Consider the following 15,918-nt stretch of genomic DNA (forward strand, 5'->3'; position numbering starts at 1 on the left):
CACAGGTGGCATGCTGCGTTCGTGGGTGATGAGTCGTCGATTTCTCCGAAAGACCGGTTCCTGACGGTGTACGGCCGCAAGCCGGTACTGGAAGCGCTGGACGACCAGTCGCTCGTGGTCGACAAGGTGATCCTCTCCGAGGACTCCCGCGGCCCCGGCGCGTCGGAAATCCTCCAGGCCGCCAAGGCCGCCGGCGTCACCGTGCAGCGCGCGAGCTCGCACCGGGTGAAGGTGCTGGCGGGCAACGGCAAACAGGACCAGGGCGTGCTCGCCGACGTCGTCGCTCCCCGCATGCTGCCGCTGAGTTCTGCGCTGTCGGCCACCCCGCCGCCGTCGCCGGTACTGGTGCTGGACGGCATCACGACCCCGGCCAACGTCGGCATGATCCTGCGGACGGCGACAGCGGCGGGTTTCGCCGGGATCGTCGTACCGAGGCGCGGAGTCGCCGCGCTGGACCCGATGGTCGTCAAGGCGTCCGCCGGAGTGGCGTTCCGGGCGCCGGTGCTGCGCTGCGGGAGCGCGCGTGAAGCCGTCGAGTCGCTGACTGAGGCCGGGTACGGGATCTACGCGCTTGGAGCCTCCGGGGCGACTTCGCTGTTCGACGCGGAGTTGCCACAGCGTGCCGCCTTCGTACTGGGCGGTGAGACCGGCGGCGTGAGCCAGGAGGTCGGTGAGCTCGTCACCGAGTGGCTGTCGATCCCGATGCCGGGCGACGTCGAGTCGCTGAACGTGTCCGCCGCGGCCGCCGTGCTGTCGTTCGAGCTGGTCAGGCGGGGAACAACGCGCTGAGTTCGGCGAGCGTCGCGCCGACCGAGGTGTGGTGCACCCCGACCATGCCGGTGGCGACAGCGCCGCGGACGTTGCGCGGCGCGTCGTCCACGAACACGCAGGCGTCGACCGGCACTTCGAGCAGCTCCGCGGTCAGGCGGTAGACCTCTTCGTCCGGCTTGCCGACCCCGACCTCACCGGAGAAGACCAGGGCGTCGAAGTACCGCTTCAGCTCGCGCTTGCTCTCCGGCGACGCGCCCTCGGCGTTCGACAGCAGCGCGGTGCGGATGCCGCGACCCCGCAGCTCGTCGAGGGCGTCGTACAGCTTGTCCGCGTCGGCGTCGGTCAGCACTCCGACGTAGTCCAGCACCAGCCCTCTCACCGCGCCAACCCTAGCGCCGGCAGACGTCGCATAGCGCATCGCCGAAGCGCGCGTAGCGAAATAGCCCGGTTTCACCGGTTTCGGCGATTACTGTCCGAATTTGGCTGATTACCCGCTCTATCCCTATGTGGGCCGAGGTCATCCGGACCGCGGCGCGAAACCATTGGGGAGATGGGGATGCGAAACCACTCATGCCGTACCTGTTTGCGACCGCTGACACCGTACGAACCGGCGAGACACCTCGCCAGACCTGGATCGCCTATGATATCCGCAGGTCAGGACGTAGTAACCGGCCAACTGACGCTCAACCTGACCTTGCCCGCCCTCATCACCGGCGGACAGCCGAAGCCACCGGCCGACACCGCGGTGCCCGACCAGCGCTTCCTCGGGAAGGTGATCACGTCGGTCCTGGAAGCCACCGAGGGACGACGACCCGCGGCACAGGTGCGCCCGCTGCTCGCGCCGAGCCTGTACACGCGGCTGTTCGCCACCACCCGCAGCAGCAGCGGCGCGCGGTACACACTCCGCTCTGTCCACGCCCGCCAGCCGACTGACAACGCATTGGAGACCTGCGCGACCGTGCACTCGGGACGTCAGGCCTTCGCTGTCGCCGCGCGCTTCGAGAAGACACGGGCAGGCTGGCGGTGTACCCGCTTCGAACTGCTCAAGCCGCCACCGCTTCGCGCCTCCACCGGCCGCCTCGCCCGGTCCGCTTGACCCAGAAAACCCCTCAGGGCCTCCCCAGTGGCGTTGAACGCCACTGGGGAGGCCCTGAGGGGGTGTAAAGGGGAGCCCTCTAGCGGCGGGGGCCCTTCCTGCCCTTCTTCGCGGTGGTGCGCTGGGCGGCGCGGCGGTCGCGGCGGGTGCCGCTGGTGTCGTCGTCGTCCGCGGCGTCCGAACGAGACTCGACGCCGCCGTCCTCATCGGGACCGGAGAACGTCAGGTTCGCCTGGGAACCGCCGCCGAGGCCCTTGCCCCGCAACGCCGAGGGCACGGACTTGGTGTCCGTGGTCGGCGGCTGCGGCGGGGCGGGCCGCGAGTGGCGGCCGCTGTCGACGGCGGCACCGTTCCCGTTGCCGTTGGTCGCACCGACCGGCAGCGCGGTGGCCTGTTCGGGCGCCGCCGCGGGAGCCGGCTCCGCGGCCTCGACCTGGAGGTTGAAGACGAAACCGACGGCTTCTTCCTTCAGCGAGTCGAGCATCGCGTTGAACATGTCATAACCCTCGCGCTGGTACTCGATCAGCGGGTCACGCTGGGCCAGGGCCCGCATGCCGATGCCCTCCTTGAGATAGTCCATCTCGTAGAGGTGCTCACGCCACTTCCGGTCGAGCACGGACAGCATGACGCGCCGTTCGAGCTCGCGCATCGCGCCTTCGCCAACCTTCGCGTCGATGTCGGCTTCGCGTGCGCCGTATGCCGCCATCGCGTCGTCGATCAACGCCTCACGCAGGTGCCCGGCGTCGAGGTCGTCGTTGTCGTTGAGCTCGTCCCAGTTGGCCTTGACCGGATACAGCGTCTTCAACGCCGTCCACAGCTTCTCGTGGTCCCAGTCTTCGGCGTACCCGCCGGCCGTGGCGCCGTCGACGTAGGCGGCGACGACGTCGGTGAGCATGCGCTCGATCTGCTCGCGGAGGTCCTCGCCCTTCATCACGCGCAGCCGCTCGGCGTAGATCACCTTGCGCTGCTCGTTCATCACCTCGTCGTACTTGAGGACGTTCTTGCGGATCTCACCGTTCTGCTGCTCGACCTGCGTCTGCGCGCTCTTGATGGCCTTGGAGACCATCTTGTGCTCGATCGGCATGTCGTCCGGCAGGCGCATGGTGGTCATCACGCGCTCGACCATCGTGGCGTTGAAGCGGCGCATCAGATCGTCACCGAGCGAGAGGTAGAACCGCGACTCACCCGGGTCGCCCTGACGGCCGGAACGACCGCGCAGCTGGTTGTCGATGCGACGCGACTCGTGGCGCTCGGTGCCGAGCACGTACAGCCCGCCGGCCTCCTTGACCTCTTCGGCCTCGGACTTCACCAGCGTCTGCACCTCTTCGAGCACCTTCGGCCACGCGGCCTCGTACTCCTCGGAGTGCTCCACCGGGTCGAGACCGCGGGTGCGCAGCTCCTCGTCGGCGATGATGTCCGGGTTGCCGCCGAGCACGACGTCGGTGCCTCGACCGGCCATGTTCGTCGCCACCGTGACCGCGCCCTTGCGACCGGCGCGGGCGATGATCAGCGCCTCCCGGTCGTGGTGCTTCGCGTTGAGGACCTCGTGCGGCACGCCGAGCTTGAGCAGCAGCTTCGACAGGTGCTCGGACTTCTCGACCGACACGGTGCCGATCAGGACCGGCTGGCCCTTCTCGTGCCGCTCGGCGATGTCCTCGGCCACGGCGAGGTACTTCGCCTCTTCGGTCTTGTAGATCAGGTCGGGCTGGTCGTCGCGGACCATCGGCTTGTTCGTCGGGATCGGCACCACACCCAGCTTGTAGGTCTGGTGGAACTCGGCGGCCTCGGTCTCGGCGGTACCGGTCATGCCGCCGAGCTTGTCGTAGAGCCGGAAGAAGTTCTGCAGCGTGATCGTGGCGAGAGTCTGGTTCTCCGCCTTGATCTCGACGTTCTCCTTGGCCTCGATCGCCTGGTGCATGCCCTCGTTGTAGCGGCGCCCGTGCAGCACTCGGCCGGTGAACTCGTCGACGATCAGGACCTCGCCGTCGCGGACGATGTAGTCCTTGTCGCGCTTGTAGAGCTCCTTGACCTTCAGCGCGTTGTTCAGGTAACCGACCAGCGGCGTGTTCGCGGCCTCGTAAAGGTTCTCGATACCGAGCTGGTCCTCGACGAACGCGACGCCCTTCTCGGTGACGCCGACCGTCCGCTTGCGGATGTCGACCTCGTAGTGGATGTCGTCCTTCATCATCGGCGTCAGCCGGGCGAACTCGGTGTACCAGCGCGAAGATTGGTCCGCCGGGCCGGAGATGATGAGCGGGGTCCTGGCCTCGTCGATCAGGATCGAGTCGACCTCGTCGACGATGGCGAAGTTGTGGCCGCGCTGGACGCAGTCGTCCAGGCTCCACGCCATGTTGTCGCGCAGGTAGTCGAAGCCGAACTCGTTGTTCGTGCCGTGGGTGATGTCGCAGGCGTACTGCTGCCGGCGCACCTCGGGGGTCTGGTCGGCCAGGATGACGCCGACCTCGAGGCCGAGGAAGCGGTGGATCCGGCCCATCCACTCCGCGTCGCGCTTGGCGAGGTAGTCGTTGACCGTGATGACGTGGACGCCCTGTTGCGCGATCGCGTTCAGGTACGCGGGCAACGTCTGGGTCAGTGTCTTGCCCTCACCGGTCTTCATCTCGGCGACCTGGCCGAGGTGCAGCGCGGCACCGCCCATGAGCTGGACGTCGAAGTGCCGCTGACCGAGCACCCGGAAGGCGGCTTCGCGCATCACGGCGAAGGCCTCGGGCAGCAGGTCGTCGAGCGATTCGGGCTTGTGTTCGTCGTTGTAACGCGCACGGAACTCGTCGGTCTTGGCCCGCAGCTCGGCGTCCGACAGATCCTTGACGTCGTCTTCGAGGGTGTTGATGTGATCGGCGATATTGCGCAGCCGCTTAACCATCTTGCCCTCGCCCACGCGGAGCAGGCGGTTCAGAACCATCCGGTCGACCTCATTAGCTATTTGTGATCACACCCGGGCCGACCCCGGGCAGTATCTCGCTCGCGAACGGGTTTGCCGGTCGCGTGCTACCCCCATCGTAGGGAACGTTCGCCCTTCTGTGCATGCCCGTGCACGCGAACGGCCCGCACGCGGCTGCGTGCGGGCCGTTCCCAAGCGGTGCGGGTCGGCCTCAGCCGAGCCGGATCACGCCGTAGTCGAAGCCTCTCCTCCGGTAGACGACGCTGGGTGTGCCCGCATCGGAGTCGTTGAACAGGAAAAAGTCATGCCCGACCAGTTCCATCTCGTAGAGGGCCTGGTCGACCGTGATCGGATCCGCGGAATGTTGTTTCTCGCGGACGACTCGACCCGGTTCGTAATCGGTCGCTTCGTCTTCCCAGCGCTGCCGGGGGATGGATGACTCGGCCGGGCCCATGGCTCCGGCCATCGGGGCTTCGGTCGGTGCTTCGAGCACCGCCGTACCCGCCATGGCGTGCGTGCCGCCGTCCGCCGGGACCGAAAGGTCACCGGATACCGACGTCGCCGTGGCAACGGACTCCGGGCTGCGGCGCCCGTAGTGGACCCGCCTGCGGTCGTGTTGCTTGCGCAGCCGGTTCTCGATCTTGGTCACCGCGGCGTCGAATGCGGCGTAGAAATCGCCTGCACACGCCTCGGCGCGAACGGCCGGGCCTTTGCCCTTGCCGGTGATCTCGACGCGCTGACAGCTCTTGGACTGCCGGCGATTGGGTTCGTGGAAGAGCTCCACGTCGTATCGGATGACTTTCCTGTCGTAACGCTCCAGCCGGGCCAGTTTCTCGCTGACCAATGCCCGATAGTGCTCGGGCACCTCCACGTTGCGGCCCTTAACGACGATGTCCATACACGACCTCCCTCGCTCAAGTGACTGCGAGCTGTTTTGTTCACTAGGGCGCCGGTGAAATCGGGGACGTTGCCCGAAAAGCGGGCGGAGAGCGAGACCTGGGCTCGTGGCTCGCACGAGGGGCTCAGGTGCCGGCTCAGCGCAGCTCCGGCGCCAGGGACATGGGCTTTTCACCTCCCTGCTGACCGGGATTGCTGATAGCGGAGCACGTTAGCTTCATCACGGCTCGAGCAACAGCCCCCGAGCCGGGGGATGTCCCGTGGTGAGTGCTCGTCACTGCGCGCAGCGAAACCCCGGTGATCGACCAGAAATGGGACCCCGTTCGGCGCACCGGATGACGGGACAATTCACGCGGACGGCGCAACGCGGCCGTGCCACCTATTCCAAGAGTGATCGCCGCGGCCGAACCAAGCGCCACCGGAGTGGTGCCTCTCGGCGTCGGTGTGGTTCTGACGATCACCCTCATACCCCGACAACGGGCACACGACAGTGGACGTTCCCGAGCGCCGTCACTCTTGTAGGTGACCAGGCGATCACCCGGCTGCCGTCAACGAGAGCACCGCGGTGACGACCATTCCGGCGTCGGTCAGCGCCCGCGCGCAGACGGCCGCCGTGGCCCCGGTGGTGACCACGTCGTCGAGCAGCACCACGGCCGCGCCCGCCGGCGGCGCCCCCGCCGGCTGGAGGCTGACCCGCCCGGCCAGGTTCGAAACCCGCTGCCGCCGGTCGAGGCCGACCGCGTCCCGCACCCCGGCGTCCAGCCGCAGCGCGGGCGCCACGGCAGCCGGACGGCCGGTCTCGGCAAGGCTCCGCGCACAGTGTCTGGCCAGCCTTCGCATATGCGGGCCGCCACGGACCCTCGCCGCCACACGACGCGACGGAACGGGCACCAGCCACGTCGTCGAGTCCTCCGCAGAGGACACAGAGAGCACCCCTGGTAGCACTGGGACAGCCTCCGCGAGCGCGCCACCGAGCGAAGCGGCCAGGTCGCGCCGCCCGCGCTCCTTGTAAGCCAGCACGAGCCGCCTGGCCACCCCGCGATACGCCGCGAGCGCGTACACCGGCACGACCCCGTCCGTCGGCGCGCGCGCTACCTCACGCAGCGAACCCCAGACAGCCCGGCAGGTCACACAGCACGCGCGCCCCGGCTCGCCACACCCGGCGCACGTCGTCGGAACGAGGAGATCAAGCACTGAACGAAGCACACCGGAGAGTATTCACCCGAGCACCGACAGTTTCTGCGGTTCGGTGGTGCGGCGTCCCCTCGCCGAGCTCAGCCGGGGTAGAAGGGGTCCGCGTCGGCAACGGTGTGCGGCTGGGGGCGCCAGACCTCGCCCACCTCCGACGCCGTCCAGAGGCCGAGCGAGTCGGCGACGACGACCGGCCGGCTGGGCGCCGCGGTCACGCCGCGCACCGGGGCGCTCAGGTTCGACCGGTTGTAGGCATCCATCCGAAACCCGTCGATCGGCACCTTGACCACCGGCAACGTCGTCGAGGACGTGGCCACGACGAGGGTGTCCTGGCTGGCCCAGTCGACGTCGACCACGTTGGTCAGGTCGGCGGCCTGCAGCACCTTCGGCGCCCGCAGGGTTACGGACTCGCCCGAGGACCGGACCACGGCCGAGACCACGATCTGCCCGCCGGCCACGACGGCGGCGTGCGCGCCGTCCCGGGACAGGCGCAGCGCGGTGATCGGGCCGATGGCGCGCACTTCGGTCGCGTTGACCGCACCGGCCGTCCAGGTGCCGTTGGCGGTCTGCACCACGCGGACCACAGTCTGGTTGTTGAGCGTCGTCCACACTTCGCCGGACACCGCGCCGCCCGCCGGCGCCGGGACCCACGTCGGCCTGGTGAGGGAGTCTCCCTGCAGGTTGACGAGCTGTTCGTCGCGGCCGACGTCGCCCACCCGAAGGGCGACCTGGCCGTCGCTCAGCTTCGCGATGATGGCCAGCCGCTTGCCGTCGATGGACTGCGCGGCACTCTGGACGTCGTACGTGCCGTCACCCGCCGGTCCCGGCACCGCGGAGCCGTCGCCGAGTGACCGCACCCGGCCGTTGACCGTCATCAGGCCGGGCAGTTCGGAACTGGGCACCGTCGCGGCGTTGTACGCGGGGAGGTCGCTCGTCCGCCAGTACTCGTGGTCGGGCAGCAGCAGCTCACCGTCCGACAGCAACTTGATCCTGCTGTTCGTGACCCCTTGCAGGGCGAGGACGATCTGGGCGGCGATCAGCCGCTTGTCCTCGACCGTGCGGTCGTGCAGGCCGGCCAGAGGCACGATCAGCGAGCCGTCGTCGTCCGTGCGAACGTTCGAGTCCATGCTCACCTGGCCGTCGAGCAGGTTGCGCACCGCTCCGGTCAGGCCGTCGGACGGACCGGCCAGCAGCAGGTCCATCACCCGGCCGGGCAGCCCGGACTGGGGTTTGGCGACGATGTAGCGGGGATCGGGCACGAACGCCCCGGAATCCGGCGAGTAGAACGGCACCGAGATCGGCGAGTAGTTCGCGGAGAAGTCGCTCTGCGTGATCGCCAAGCTGACCGGCGGGTCCTCGATCCGCCACTGGCCGTCGGCCTGGCGCAGGACGCGGATCAGCTGCGTGTACGAACCGGTGGACGGGGTGAACGCGCTGTCCAGCCCGAGCGAGCCGAGCGTGGACCCGCGCACGACCACGGTCCGCACGTTCGGATCGGCCGGCTGCGGGTCGTCGGTGCTGGAGAGGGTGCTGAACGTGTCGCCGATGATGGTCAGCCCGGTGGCGGGCTTCCACTGCGCCCGCGAGGAGTCCTGGACGTAGACCCGCGCCGCCGCGTTGTTGTTGCCCGGCAACGCGCTCGCCTGGATGAACCCGCGGACCACGGACAGCGCGTCCAAGCCCGGCGCGGGGGCGGCCGGGTCGGTGGCCACGGGGGTCTGCTTGACGCCGGGAAGGACCGCCGGCTGGGATTCCTGCGGGATGTTCGCGCAGCCCGCGAGGAACAGCGCGCAGCACAGCAGGACAAAAAGCTTCTTCATCGACCGACCTCTTCACGGTCCGCGTCGCGGTCGGCGAGGATCGCTTCCGGCGCGGGCTGGAGCTCGACGAGCGGCGCCTGTGATCCCGCTGACGGGACGAAGTCTTCCGGCGGCAACGGCAACGGGCTCTCTTCGAACGGACGCCCCTGGTATCGCGGGAGCGTCAGCCGGAAGCAGGCGCCGTGGCCCTGTTCGCCCCAGGCTTCGAGGGAGCCTCCGTGCAGCCGCGCGTCCTCCTGGCTGATCGCCAGCCCGAGGCCGGTCCCGCCGGTGCGGCGGTTGCGCGACGGATCGGCGCGCCAGAACCGGTTGAACACGAGGTCCGCTTCCCCGTTGCGCAGGCCGACGCCGTAGTCGCGCACAGTGATCGCGATGGCGTTCTCGTTCACGCCGACCCGCATCCGCACCGGACCGCCTTCGCTGTGGTCGACGGCGTTGGCGAGCAGGTTGCGCAGGATGCGCTCGACCCGGCGGGCGTCCACCTCGGCGTACGACTCGCCATCGGGGAGCTCGAGTTCGATGGGACTGCCGGCGGCGCCGGCGATCACGCGCACCTGGTCCACCGCGCGCTGGGCGATCGGGCCGACGTCGATCGGGTCGGCGGACAGCTCCTCGACCCCGGCGTCGAGCCTGCTGATCTCCAGCAGGTCGCCGAGCAGCGATTCGAACCGGTCCAGCTCATCGACCAGCAGTTCGGTGGAGCGGGCCAGCCCGGCCGGGAACTGCTCGCGCGAGGCGTGCAGCACGTCGGCCGCCATCCGCACGGTGGTCAGCGGGGTGCGCAGCTCGTGCGAGACGTCGGAAGTGAAGCGGCGCTGCAGCCCGCCGAAGTCTTCGAGCTGCCGGATCTGCCGCTGGATACTGGCCGCCATCTCGTTGTACGACACCGCCAGCTTCGACAGGTCGTCCTCACCGATCACGGCCAGTCGCTGCTCGAGATCACCGCCCGCGAACTGTTCGGCCGCCGCGGCGGCTTCCCGGACCGGCCGGACCACCTGCCGGGTGACCAGGTTGCTGATCCCGGCCAGCAGCAACAGCAACACCAGACCGCCCACCAACAACGTGTTCTGGACGGTGGAAACGGTGTTCTGCTCAGCGGTCAACGGAAACAGGAGATACAGCTGCAAGGGGATCAACGTGCTGGTGACGGGTGAGCCGATGACCAGGTATGTGGTCGACGAGCCGTTCCCGTCGGGCACAGTGTGGATTTGCTGGCTGAGCTGGTTCGCCTCGACGAACTGGCGCAGCCGCGGGGGCACCTTGTCGAACGGCCCGGCGCTCACCGGGTCGCCGCCTGCCTGGCCGGGGCCGCCGTTGGCGAGCACCGGCTCGAACGTGCCCGCCGCCGAGCCCGCGGCGTCCTGAGTGGACGTCGAGCTGCTGGAGATCTTCTTCAACGCGGCGTCGAGCCGGTCCCGCATCGCATCGGGGGCCTCGGCGCCGATGCCGACGAGCTCACTGGAGGCGGTGTCCAGCACCACCTCGGTCTGCGCGACCGCGGCGGTGCGCTTCGTTTCGAGCAGCCGGTCGGTGATCTGGTTCTGGAGCACCATGCCCAGCACGAAGACCACGGCCGAGGACAGCGCGAGCGTCGAGATGGTGACGCGGAACTGCAGGGAATGCCGCCACATCTCGCCGAACGCGCGCACGTGACGGCGCCCGAACACGACGGCACGCCGTGCGAGCTGAGCTGCTGCGGGGGCGTACGCGCCGAGGCGCCGCCTCATCGCCCGATCGCCGTGATCACGGCGGCCCAGCCTTGTAACCAACGCCGCGAACCGTCAACACCACCTCGGGGTGTTCCGGGTCCCGCTCGACCTTCGACCGCAGACGCTGCACGTGGACGTTCACCAGCCGGGTGTCCGCGGCGTGGCGGTAGCCCCAGACCTGCTCGAGCAGGACCTCGCGGGTGAACACCTGACGCGGTTTGCGGGCGAGGGCGACCAGCAGGTCGAACTCCAGCGGGGTCAGCGGGATCGCCTTGCCCTCCCGGGTCACCTCGTGCCCGGGGACGTCGATGGCGAGGTCCCCGATCGTCAGCGACTCGGCCGGCTCGGCCTCGGTGCGGCGCATCCGCGCGCGAACCCTGGCCACCAGCTCCTTGGGCTTGAACGGCTTGACGACGTAGTCGTCGGCGCCGGACTCCAGGCCGAGGACGATGTCGACGGTGTCGCTCTTGGCCGTCAGCATGACGATCGGCACGCCGGACTCGGCGCGGATCGCCTTGCAGACGTCGATGCCGTTCATCCCCGGCAGCATGAGGTCGAGCAGAACGAGGTCGGGTTTCAGCTCGCGCAGCGCGGGCAGCGCACGTGAGCCGTCCGCCACGACAGCGGTGTCGAACCCCTCCCCGCGCAGCACGATGGTGAGCATCTCCGCCAGAGCGGGGTCGTCATCGACTACCAAGACGCGTGCCTTCATGACGCACATATTCGCACTGTTGAACCCGCCGACGCGCGCGACCCGGCGATCTGACCACCAGAAAGATCAACAATCAGCCCTACGACTACGCCATCCGGGTGCCAAGCCGCCTCCGGATGCCCCCTTACCGCCGCGGTGGGGCCAAGGACCCCTCGGGGCCACGATAGGTGCGTTGAACGCCACTGCGAGGGTCGCCATGTCGTGCCGAGGGAACGCCACGACGTCATCCGGCGGCTTCCAGCGCAGGCACGGTGTCCACGAAGATCACCCCATCGGTGACCACGACCGGATAAGTGCGGACGGGTTTCTTCGCCGGCAGGCAGCTCGGCAGGCCAGTGCGGAGGTCGAACTGCGCGGCGTGCAGCGGGCACTCGACGAAACAGCCCTCGACCCAGCCGTCGGCCAATGAGGCGTCCTGGTGGGTGCAGGTGTCGTCGATCGCGAAGTACTCCCCCTCGGCGTGGAACACCGAGATGGGCACATGGGCGACGATGCGGATCGCTTCTCCTTCGGGGAGGTCGGCGACATCGCAGGCTCGGATCATCAGGGCCTCCGCGGGAGTAACTGGCGAAATAGCGAGCTGTTTCGTGAATGTTGCGCATTACGAGACAGGACGTGCTGTGCGCAACAATCCAGGTCGACCGCGCTCGCCGTCAAGAGATTCGCCCGCTCAGCCGATCCTGGACGCGCTGGACGGTTAGTGTTGCGTCATGCGGAACCAGGACCCGGGCAACGCAGCGTCCGACAACCCGGTCCCCAGTCAGGTGCAGTCCGTCGACCGGGCGATCACCGTGCTGGAGATCCTCGCGCGCAACGGCGAAGCCGGCATCACCGAAATCTCCGTTGAGCTGGGCGTGCACAAGTCAACGGCGTCGAGACTGGTGAACGCCCTGGAGTCCCGCGGGCTCGTCGAGCAGCTCGGCGAGCGCGGGAAGTACGCGATCGGGTTCGGCATCGTCCGGCTGGCCGGTGCCGCGACCGCCCGCATGGACATCGCCAAGCTCGGCCGGCACAGCTGCCAGGCGCTGGCCGAATCGCTCGGGGAAACCGTCAACATCGCGGTCGCCGACAACGGTGTCGCCATCAACGTCAGCCAGGCCAAGGGCGCCGCCGCCATCACCACGCAGAACTGGACCGGCCAGCGGACCCCGCTGCACGCCACCTCCAGCGGCAAGGTGCTGCTCGCCTACATGTCCGAAACCGAGCGACGCCGGCTGCTGCGCCGGAAACTCGAGCAGTACACCCCGCGGACCACTGTCGAGCCCGGCGATCTGACCCTCGAACTGGACCGGATCGCCGAAGAGGGCTACGCCGTCTGCTTCGAGGAGTTCGAACTCGGCATGCACGCCGTCGCGGTGCCGATCCACGGCCCGGGGGGTGAGGTCGTGGCCGCGATGAGCGCGTCCGGGCCGTCCTACCGGCTGTCCAAGCAGCGGGTGCGGCAGATCGTCCGGCCGATGACCGAGGCCGCGGAGGAACTTTCCTCCCAGCTGGGCTACTTCCAGGAGTAACTCCCGTCGGCGCGGGAGTCACTTGCGGATAACGCAAGTAGCCGTCCGCGCATAGCGGGTCCGGCCAGGCAAACCTCACCGGTGGAGGTATTGACACGGCGTCTCGGATCCCGCACCTTGTTGCTGAGGACGGAACGGTTACGCCCCACGCAGCACTGCCCGCGGAGGTCCCTCGATGGCCGTCACACCCCGAGTGGTCGTCATCGGAGCCGGCATCGTCGGCTGCGCGCTGGCGGACGAACTGACGGTCCGCGGCTGGACCGATGTCACCGTCCTCGAACAGGGCGACCTGTTCACCACCGGCGGCTCGAGCTCGCACGCGCCCGGTCTGGTCTTCCAGACCAACGGCGACAAGACGATGACCGAGTTCGCGAAGTACACCGTCGCGAAGTACTCGGGCCTGACGCTCGACGGCAAATGGTGCTTCCAGCAGCTCGGCGGGCTCGAAGTGGCCACCACGCCCGAACGGCTGCAGGACCTCAAACGCCGTCACGGCTGGGCGCAGTCGTGGGGCGTGCGCAGCTTCCTGCGGTCCCCTGACGAATGCGCGCGGCTGCATCCGCTGCTCGACTCCGCGAAAGTGCTCGGCGGCTTCCACATCCCGAGCGACGGCCTCGCCAAGCCGCTGCGCGCCGCGGAAGCCCAGGCGCGCCGCGCGATCGACCGCGGCGCGAAGTTCCTCGAACACCAGAAGGTGACCGGCATCGAGCGTTCGGGCGGCCGCGTCACCGGGGTCACCACCGAGACGGACCGGTTCCGCGCCGACGTCGTCGTGTCGTGCGCGGGCATGTGGGGACCGCTGATCGGCGAGCTCGTCGACCTGACCGTGCCGCTCGTGCCGATGGCCCACCAGTACGCCAAGTCGGCCCCGTTGCCGGTGCTGGACGGCCATAACGACGAACTGACCGAGGCAGGCAGGCCGATCCTGCGGCACCAGGACGCCGACCTGTACTTCCGCGAGCATGTCGACCGGATCGGCGTCGGCGCGTACGGGCACCGCCCGATGCCGCTGGACCCGGCCGAACTCGCCGACCCGCGCACTTCTCCCGGCATGCCGTCGGAACTCGCGTTCACCCCGGGCGACTTCGACGAGTCGTGGGCGGCCGCGGTCGACCTGCTGCCGGCACTCGGCGAGTCGAAGATCGAAGAGGGCGTCAACGGGCTGTTCTCGTTCACCAGCGACGGTATGCCGCTGCTCGGCGAGCACCCCGACCTCGACGGGTTCTGGGTCGCCGAAGCCGTGTGGATCACGCACTCGGCCGGGGTCGCGAAGGCGATGGCCGAGTGGATGGTCGACGGGCAACCCGAGCTCGACCTGCACGCCGGCGACCTCGCCCGATTCGAGCGGGTGCAACTCGCGCCCGACTATGTCCTGGGACGCAGCTGCCAGAGTTTCGTCGAGGTCTACGACATCCTCCATCCGCTGCAGCCGATGGAGGAGCCGCGTCCGCTGCGCACAAGCCCGTTCTACGAGCGCCAGACCGAACTCGGCGCGTACTTCCTCGAAGCGAGCGGCTGGGAACGCCCGCACTGGTACGAGTCCAACGCGAACCTGCCCGAGGTCGAGCAGATCCCCGAGCGCAACGCCTGGGCGTCGAGGTTCTGGTCGCCGATCGGCGGCGCCGAGGCGCTCGTCGCGCGGCAGCGGGTGGCGATGTTCGACATGACGGCGTTGAAGCGGTTCGAAGTCGTCGGACCCGGCGCGCTGTCGTTCCTGCAGGCGTTGACCACCAACCAGATGGACAAGAAGCCTGGCGCGGTCACCTACACGCTGCTGCTGGGCGAGGACGGCGGGGTCCGCAGCGACCTGACCGTGGCCCGGCTCGGCCAGGACCGGTTCCAGGTCGGCGCCAACGGCAACCTCGACCTCGACTGGCTGCGCCGGCACCTACCCGGCGACGGCAAGGTCGGCATCCACGACGTCACCCCGGGCACCTGCTGCATCGGCCTGTGGGGACCGAGCGCCCGCGCGCTGCTGCAGCCACTGTCCAAAACGGACTTCTCCCACCAGGGCATGGGCTACTTCCGGGCGAAACAGGGTTATGTGGGCCAAGTACCGGTCACCGCGCTGCGTCTGTCCTATGTGGGCGAACTGGGCTGGGAGCTGTACACCTCGGCCGATATGGGCCGGAAGCTCTGGGACACGCTGTGGGAGGCCGGCCAGGCGCACGGGGTCATCGCTGCCGGCCGCGACGCCTTCGCCAGCATGCGGCTGGAAAAGGGCTACCGCTCCTGGGGAACCGACGTCACCGCCGAACACGATCCGTACGAAGCCGGCCTGGGTTTCGCGGTGCGGATGGACAAGGGCTACTTCGTCGGGCGCGACGCGATCGGGGGCCGGTCCGCCGAAACGGTCACCCGCAAGCTCACCTGCCTGACCGTCGACGACCCGTACGCCGTCGTCCTCGGCAAGGAGCCGGTGCTCCTCGACGGCAGGCCCGCCGGATACGTCACCAGCGCGGCCTACGGCTACACGATCGGCAAGAACATCGCGTACGCCTGGCTCCCGGTGTCCGCGGCCGTGCCGGGACGCCCGGTGGAAATCGAGTACTTCGGCGAGAAGGTGGCCGCGGTTGTCGCGGCGGAACCGCTGTTCGACCCTGGCATGACCCGGCTGCGGAGCGCGTTATGAAAGCAGGACGTCGGCCAGCGCCTTGAGGTCGACTCCGGCGACGCCGTCGATGGTGTGCCACGGGGAGAGCCAGGACATGGCCGCGAGCTCGTCGTAGACGGCTCCGCAACGCTCCTGCAGGCCGCCGTCGGACTCGAACGAGTCCTTCGCGCGGTCGGCGTTCGCGCGGGCGCGGCGATCGGCACGGGCGGCAGCCACCTCAGGTGCCACCCGCAGCAAGAGGTGCGCCTCGGGGACCGGCAAGCCGAACCGGTCGATTTCCAGCTCCCGCACCCAGTTGACGAACTCGCCGCGCGCGTCCTGGTGGAGCCTCGCGGCGCCGTACGCCGCATTGGACGCGACGTACCTGTCCAGCAGGACGACGTCGTGGGTGTCACGCTCGGCGCGGAGTTCGTCGACCGCGCCGCGGCGGTCCAGCGCGTAGAGCAGGCCCATGCCGTACACCGAGTCGGCGAGATCGCCGTGGCCCCGGTACAGGGCTTCCTGCACGAGATCCGCGTGGATGCTCTTGCCGTAGCGCGGGAACGCGAGCGACGTCACGCTCCCCCCGGCGGTTTCCAGCGTCTTCGTCAGGCCGTTGGCAAGCGTCCGCTTGCCCGCCCCGTCGATACCCTCGATCACAACCAGTCGGCCCACGGCGGCAACCATACGGCGAGTGGATGACCGGCGGGCTCAGCGGG

The 15,918-nt window shown here is 68.8% G+C and carries 13 protein-coding genes; 4 read left to right on the forward strand and 9 right to left on the reverse strand.

Annotation, left to right across the window (positions count from 1 at the left end; all coding sequences use genetic code 11):
* Positions 1 to 21 precede the first annotated feature (21 nt).
* Positions 22 to 789, forward strand: coding sequence for an RNA methyltransferase (locus JWQ81_RS25215; protein WP_297545197.1), 768 nt, complete (start codon positions 22 to 24; stop codon positions 787 to 789).
* Here JWQ81_RS25215 and JWQ81_RS25220 read toward each other — a convergent pair.
* Positions 767 to 1,189 (reverse strand): HAD-IA family hydrolase, encoded by a 423-nt coding sequence (locus JWQ81_RS25220; RefSeq protein WP_297545199.1) that lies wholly within the window; start codon positions 1,187 to 1,189, stop codon positions 767 to 769. The two genes, JWQ81_RS25215 and JWQ81_RS25220, sit on opposite strands and share 23 nt — an antisense overlap.
* A gap of 222 nt (positions 1,190 to 1,411) precedes the next feature.
* Between JWQ81_RS25220 and JWQ81_RS25225 the strand changes: the two genes are divergently transcribed.
* Positions 1,412 to 1,867, forward strand: a complete 456-nt coding sequence (locus JWQ81_RS25225; RefSeq protein WP_297545201.1) for an Rv3235 family protein — start codon at positions 1,412 to 1,414, stop codon at positions 1,865 to 1,867.
* Positions 1,868 to 1,946: 79 nt separating this feature from the next.
* Here the strand turns inward: JWQ81_RS25225 and secA are convergent, their stop codons facing one another.
* From secA to JWQ81_RS25260, 7 genes are all read right to left on the reverse strand, one after another.
* Positions 1,947 to 4,787: a preprotein translocase subunit SecA gene (gene secA, locus JWQ81_RS25230; protein WP_297545202.1), complete on the reverse strand. Its 2,841-nt coding sequence runs from the start codon at positions 4,785 to 4,787 to the stop codon at positions 1,947 to 1,949.
* 190 nt (positions 4,788 to 4,977) lie between these two features.
* Entirely contained in the window at positions 4,978 to 5,664 is a 687-nt protein-coding gene (gene raiA / locus JWQ81_RS25235) for a ribosome-associated translation inhibitor RaiA (RefSeq protein ID WP_297545204.1), read from the reverse strand.
* 533 nt (positions 5,665 to 6,197) lie between these two features.
* On the reverse strand, positions 6,198 to 6,794 hold the full coding sequence (locus JWQ81_RS25240; protein WP_366942335.1) for a ComF family protein: 597 nt from the start codon (positions 6,792 to 6,794) through the stop codon (positions 6,198 to 6,200).
* Positions 6,795 to 6,937: 143 nt separating this feature from the next.
* Entirely contained in the window at positions 6,938 to 8,674 is a 1,737-nt protein-coding gene (locus JWQ81_RS25245) for an LpqB family beta-propeller domain-containing protein (RefSeq protein WP_297545208.1), read from the reverse strand.
* Positions 8,671 to 10,401: an MtrAB system histidine kinase MtrB gene (mtrB, locus tag JWQ81_RS25250; RefSeq protein WP_297545210.1), complete on the reverse strand. Its 1,731-nt coding sequence runs from the start codon at positions 10,399 to 10,401 to the stop codon at positions 8,671 to 8,673. Before mtrB ends, JWQ81_RS25245 begins: the two co-directional genes overlap by 4 nt.
* Before the next feature lie 16 nt (positions 10,402 to 10,417).
* Positions 10,418 to 11,095, reverse strand: a complete 678-nt coding sequence (mtrA, locus tag JWQ81_RS25255) for an MtrAB system response regulator MtrA (RefSeq protein ID WP_007028977.1) — start codon at positions 11,093 to 11,095, stop codon at positions 10,418 to 10,420.
* 223 nt (positions 11,096 to 11,318) lie between these two features.
* The gene (locus JWQ81_RS25260; protein WP_297545214.1) at positions 11,319 to 11,639 is read right to left on the reverse strand and encodes a bifunctional 3-phenylpropionate/cinnamic acid dioxygenase ferredoxin subunit; all 321 of its coding nucleotides are present in this window, start codon (positions 11,637 to 11,639) and stop codon (positions 11,319 to 11,321) included.
* Between the two features lie 166 nt (positions 11,640 to 11,805).
* On the opposite strand from JWQ81_RS25260, the gene JWQ81_RS25265 reads away from it, so the two are divergent.
* Positions 11,806 to 12,606, forward strand: coding sequence for an IclR family transcriptional regulator (locus JWQ81_RS25265; RefSeq protein WP_297545215.1), 801 nt, complete (start codon positions 11,806 to 11,808; stop codon positions 12,604 to 12,606).
* Between the two features lie 175 nt (positions 12,607 to 12,781).
* On the forward strand, positions 12,782 to 15,238 hold the full coding sequence (locus tag JWQ81_RS25270; protein ID WP_297545216.1) for an FAD-dependent oxidoreductase: 2,457 nt from the start codon (positions 12,782 to 12,784) through the stop codon (positions 15,236 to 15,238).
* Here JWQ81_RS25270 and JWQ81_RS25275 read toward each other — a convergent pair.
* Positions 15,233 to 15,886, reverse strand: coding sequence for a dTMP kinase (locus JWQ81_RS25275; protein ID WP_297545217.1), 654 nt, complete (start codon positions 15,884 to 15,886; stop codon positions 15,233 to 15,235). The two genes, JWQ81_RS25270 and JWQ81_RS25275, sit on opposite strands and share 6 nt — an antisense overlap.
* Between the last annotated feature and the right edge of the window lie 32 nt (positions 15,887 to 15,918).

This window comes from Amycolatopsis sp. (genome assembly GCF_025464955.1).
In the GTDB taxonomy this organism is placed as follows: Bacteria; Actinomycetota; Actinomycetes; order Mycobacteriales; family Pseudonocardiaceae; genus Amycolatopsis.

Bases quoted from the DNA above. Each gene is read 5' to 3' on its own strand.
- mtrA (WP_007028977.1), bottom strand. From the start codon at position 11,095: ATGAAGGCACGCGTCTTGGTAGTCGATGACGACCCCGCTCTGGCGGAG.
- JWQ81_RS25260 (WP_297545214.1), bottom strand. From the start codon at position 11,639: ATGATCCGAGCCTGCGATGTCGCCGACCTCCCCGAAGGAGAAGCGATC.
- secA (WP_297545202.1), bottom strand. From the start codon at position 4,787: ATGGTTCTGAACCGCCTGCTCCGCGTGGGCGAGGGCAAGATGGTTAAG.
- JWQ81_RS25265 (WP_297545215.1), top strand. From the start codon at position 11,806: ATGCGGAACCAGGACCCGGGCAACGCAGCGTCCGACAACCCGGTCCCC.
- JWQ81_RS25270 (WP_297545216.1), top strand. From the start codon at position 12,782: ATGGCCGTCACACCCCGAGTGGTCGTCATCGGAGCCGGCATCGTCGGC.
- raiA (WP_297545204.1), bottom strand. From the start codon at position 5,664: ATGGACATCGTCGTTAAGGGCCGCAACGTGGAGGTGCCCGAGCACTAT.
- JWQ81_RS25245 (WP_297545208.1), bottom strand. From the start codon at position 8,674: ATGAAGAAGCTTTTTGTCCTGCTGTGCTGCGCGCTGTTCCTCGCGGGC.
- mtrB (WP_297545210.1), bottom strand. From the start codon at position 10,401: ATGAGGCGGCGCCTCGGCGCGTACGCCCCCGCAGCAGCTCAGCTCGCA.
- JWQ81_RS25220 (WP_297545199.1), bottom strand. From the start codon at position 1,189: ATGCGCTATGCGACGTCTGCCGGCGCTAGGGTTGGCGCGGTGAGAGGG.
- JWQ81_RS25275 (WP_297545217.1), bottom strand. From the start codon at position 15,886: ATGGTTGCCGCCGTGGGCCGACTGGTTGTGATCGAGGGTATCGACGGG.
- JWQ81_RS25225 (WP_297545201.1), top strand. From the start codon at position 1,412: ATGATATCCGCAGGTCAGGACGTAGTAACCGGCCAACTGACGCTCAAC.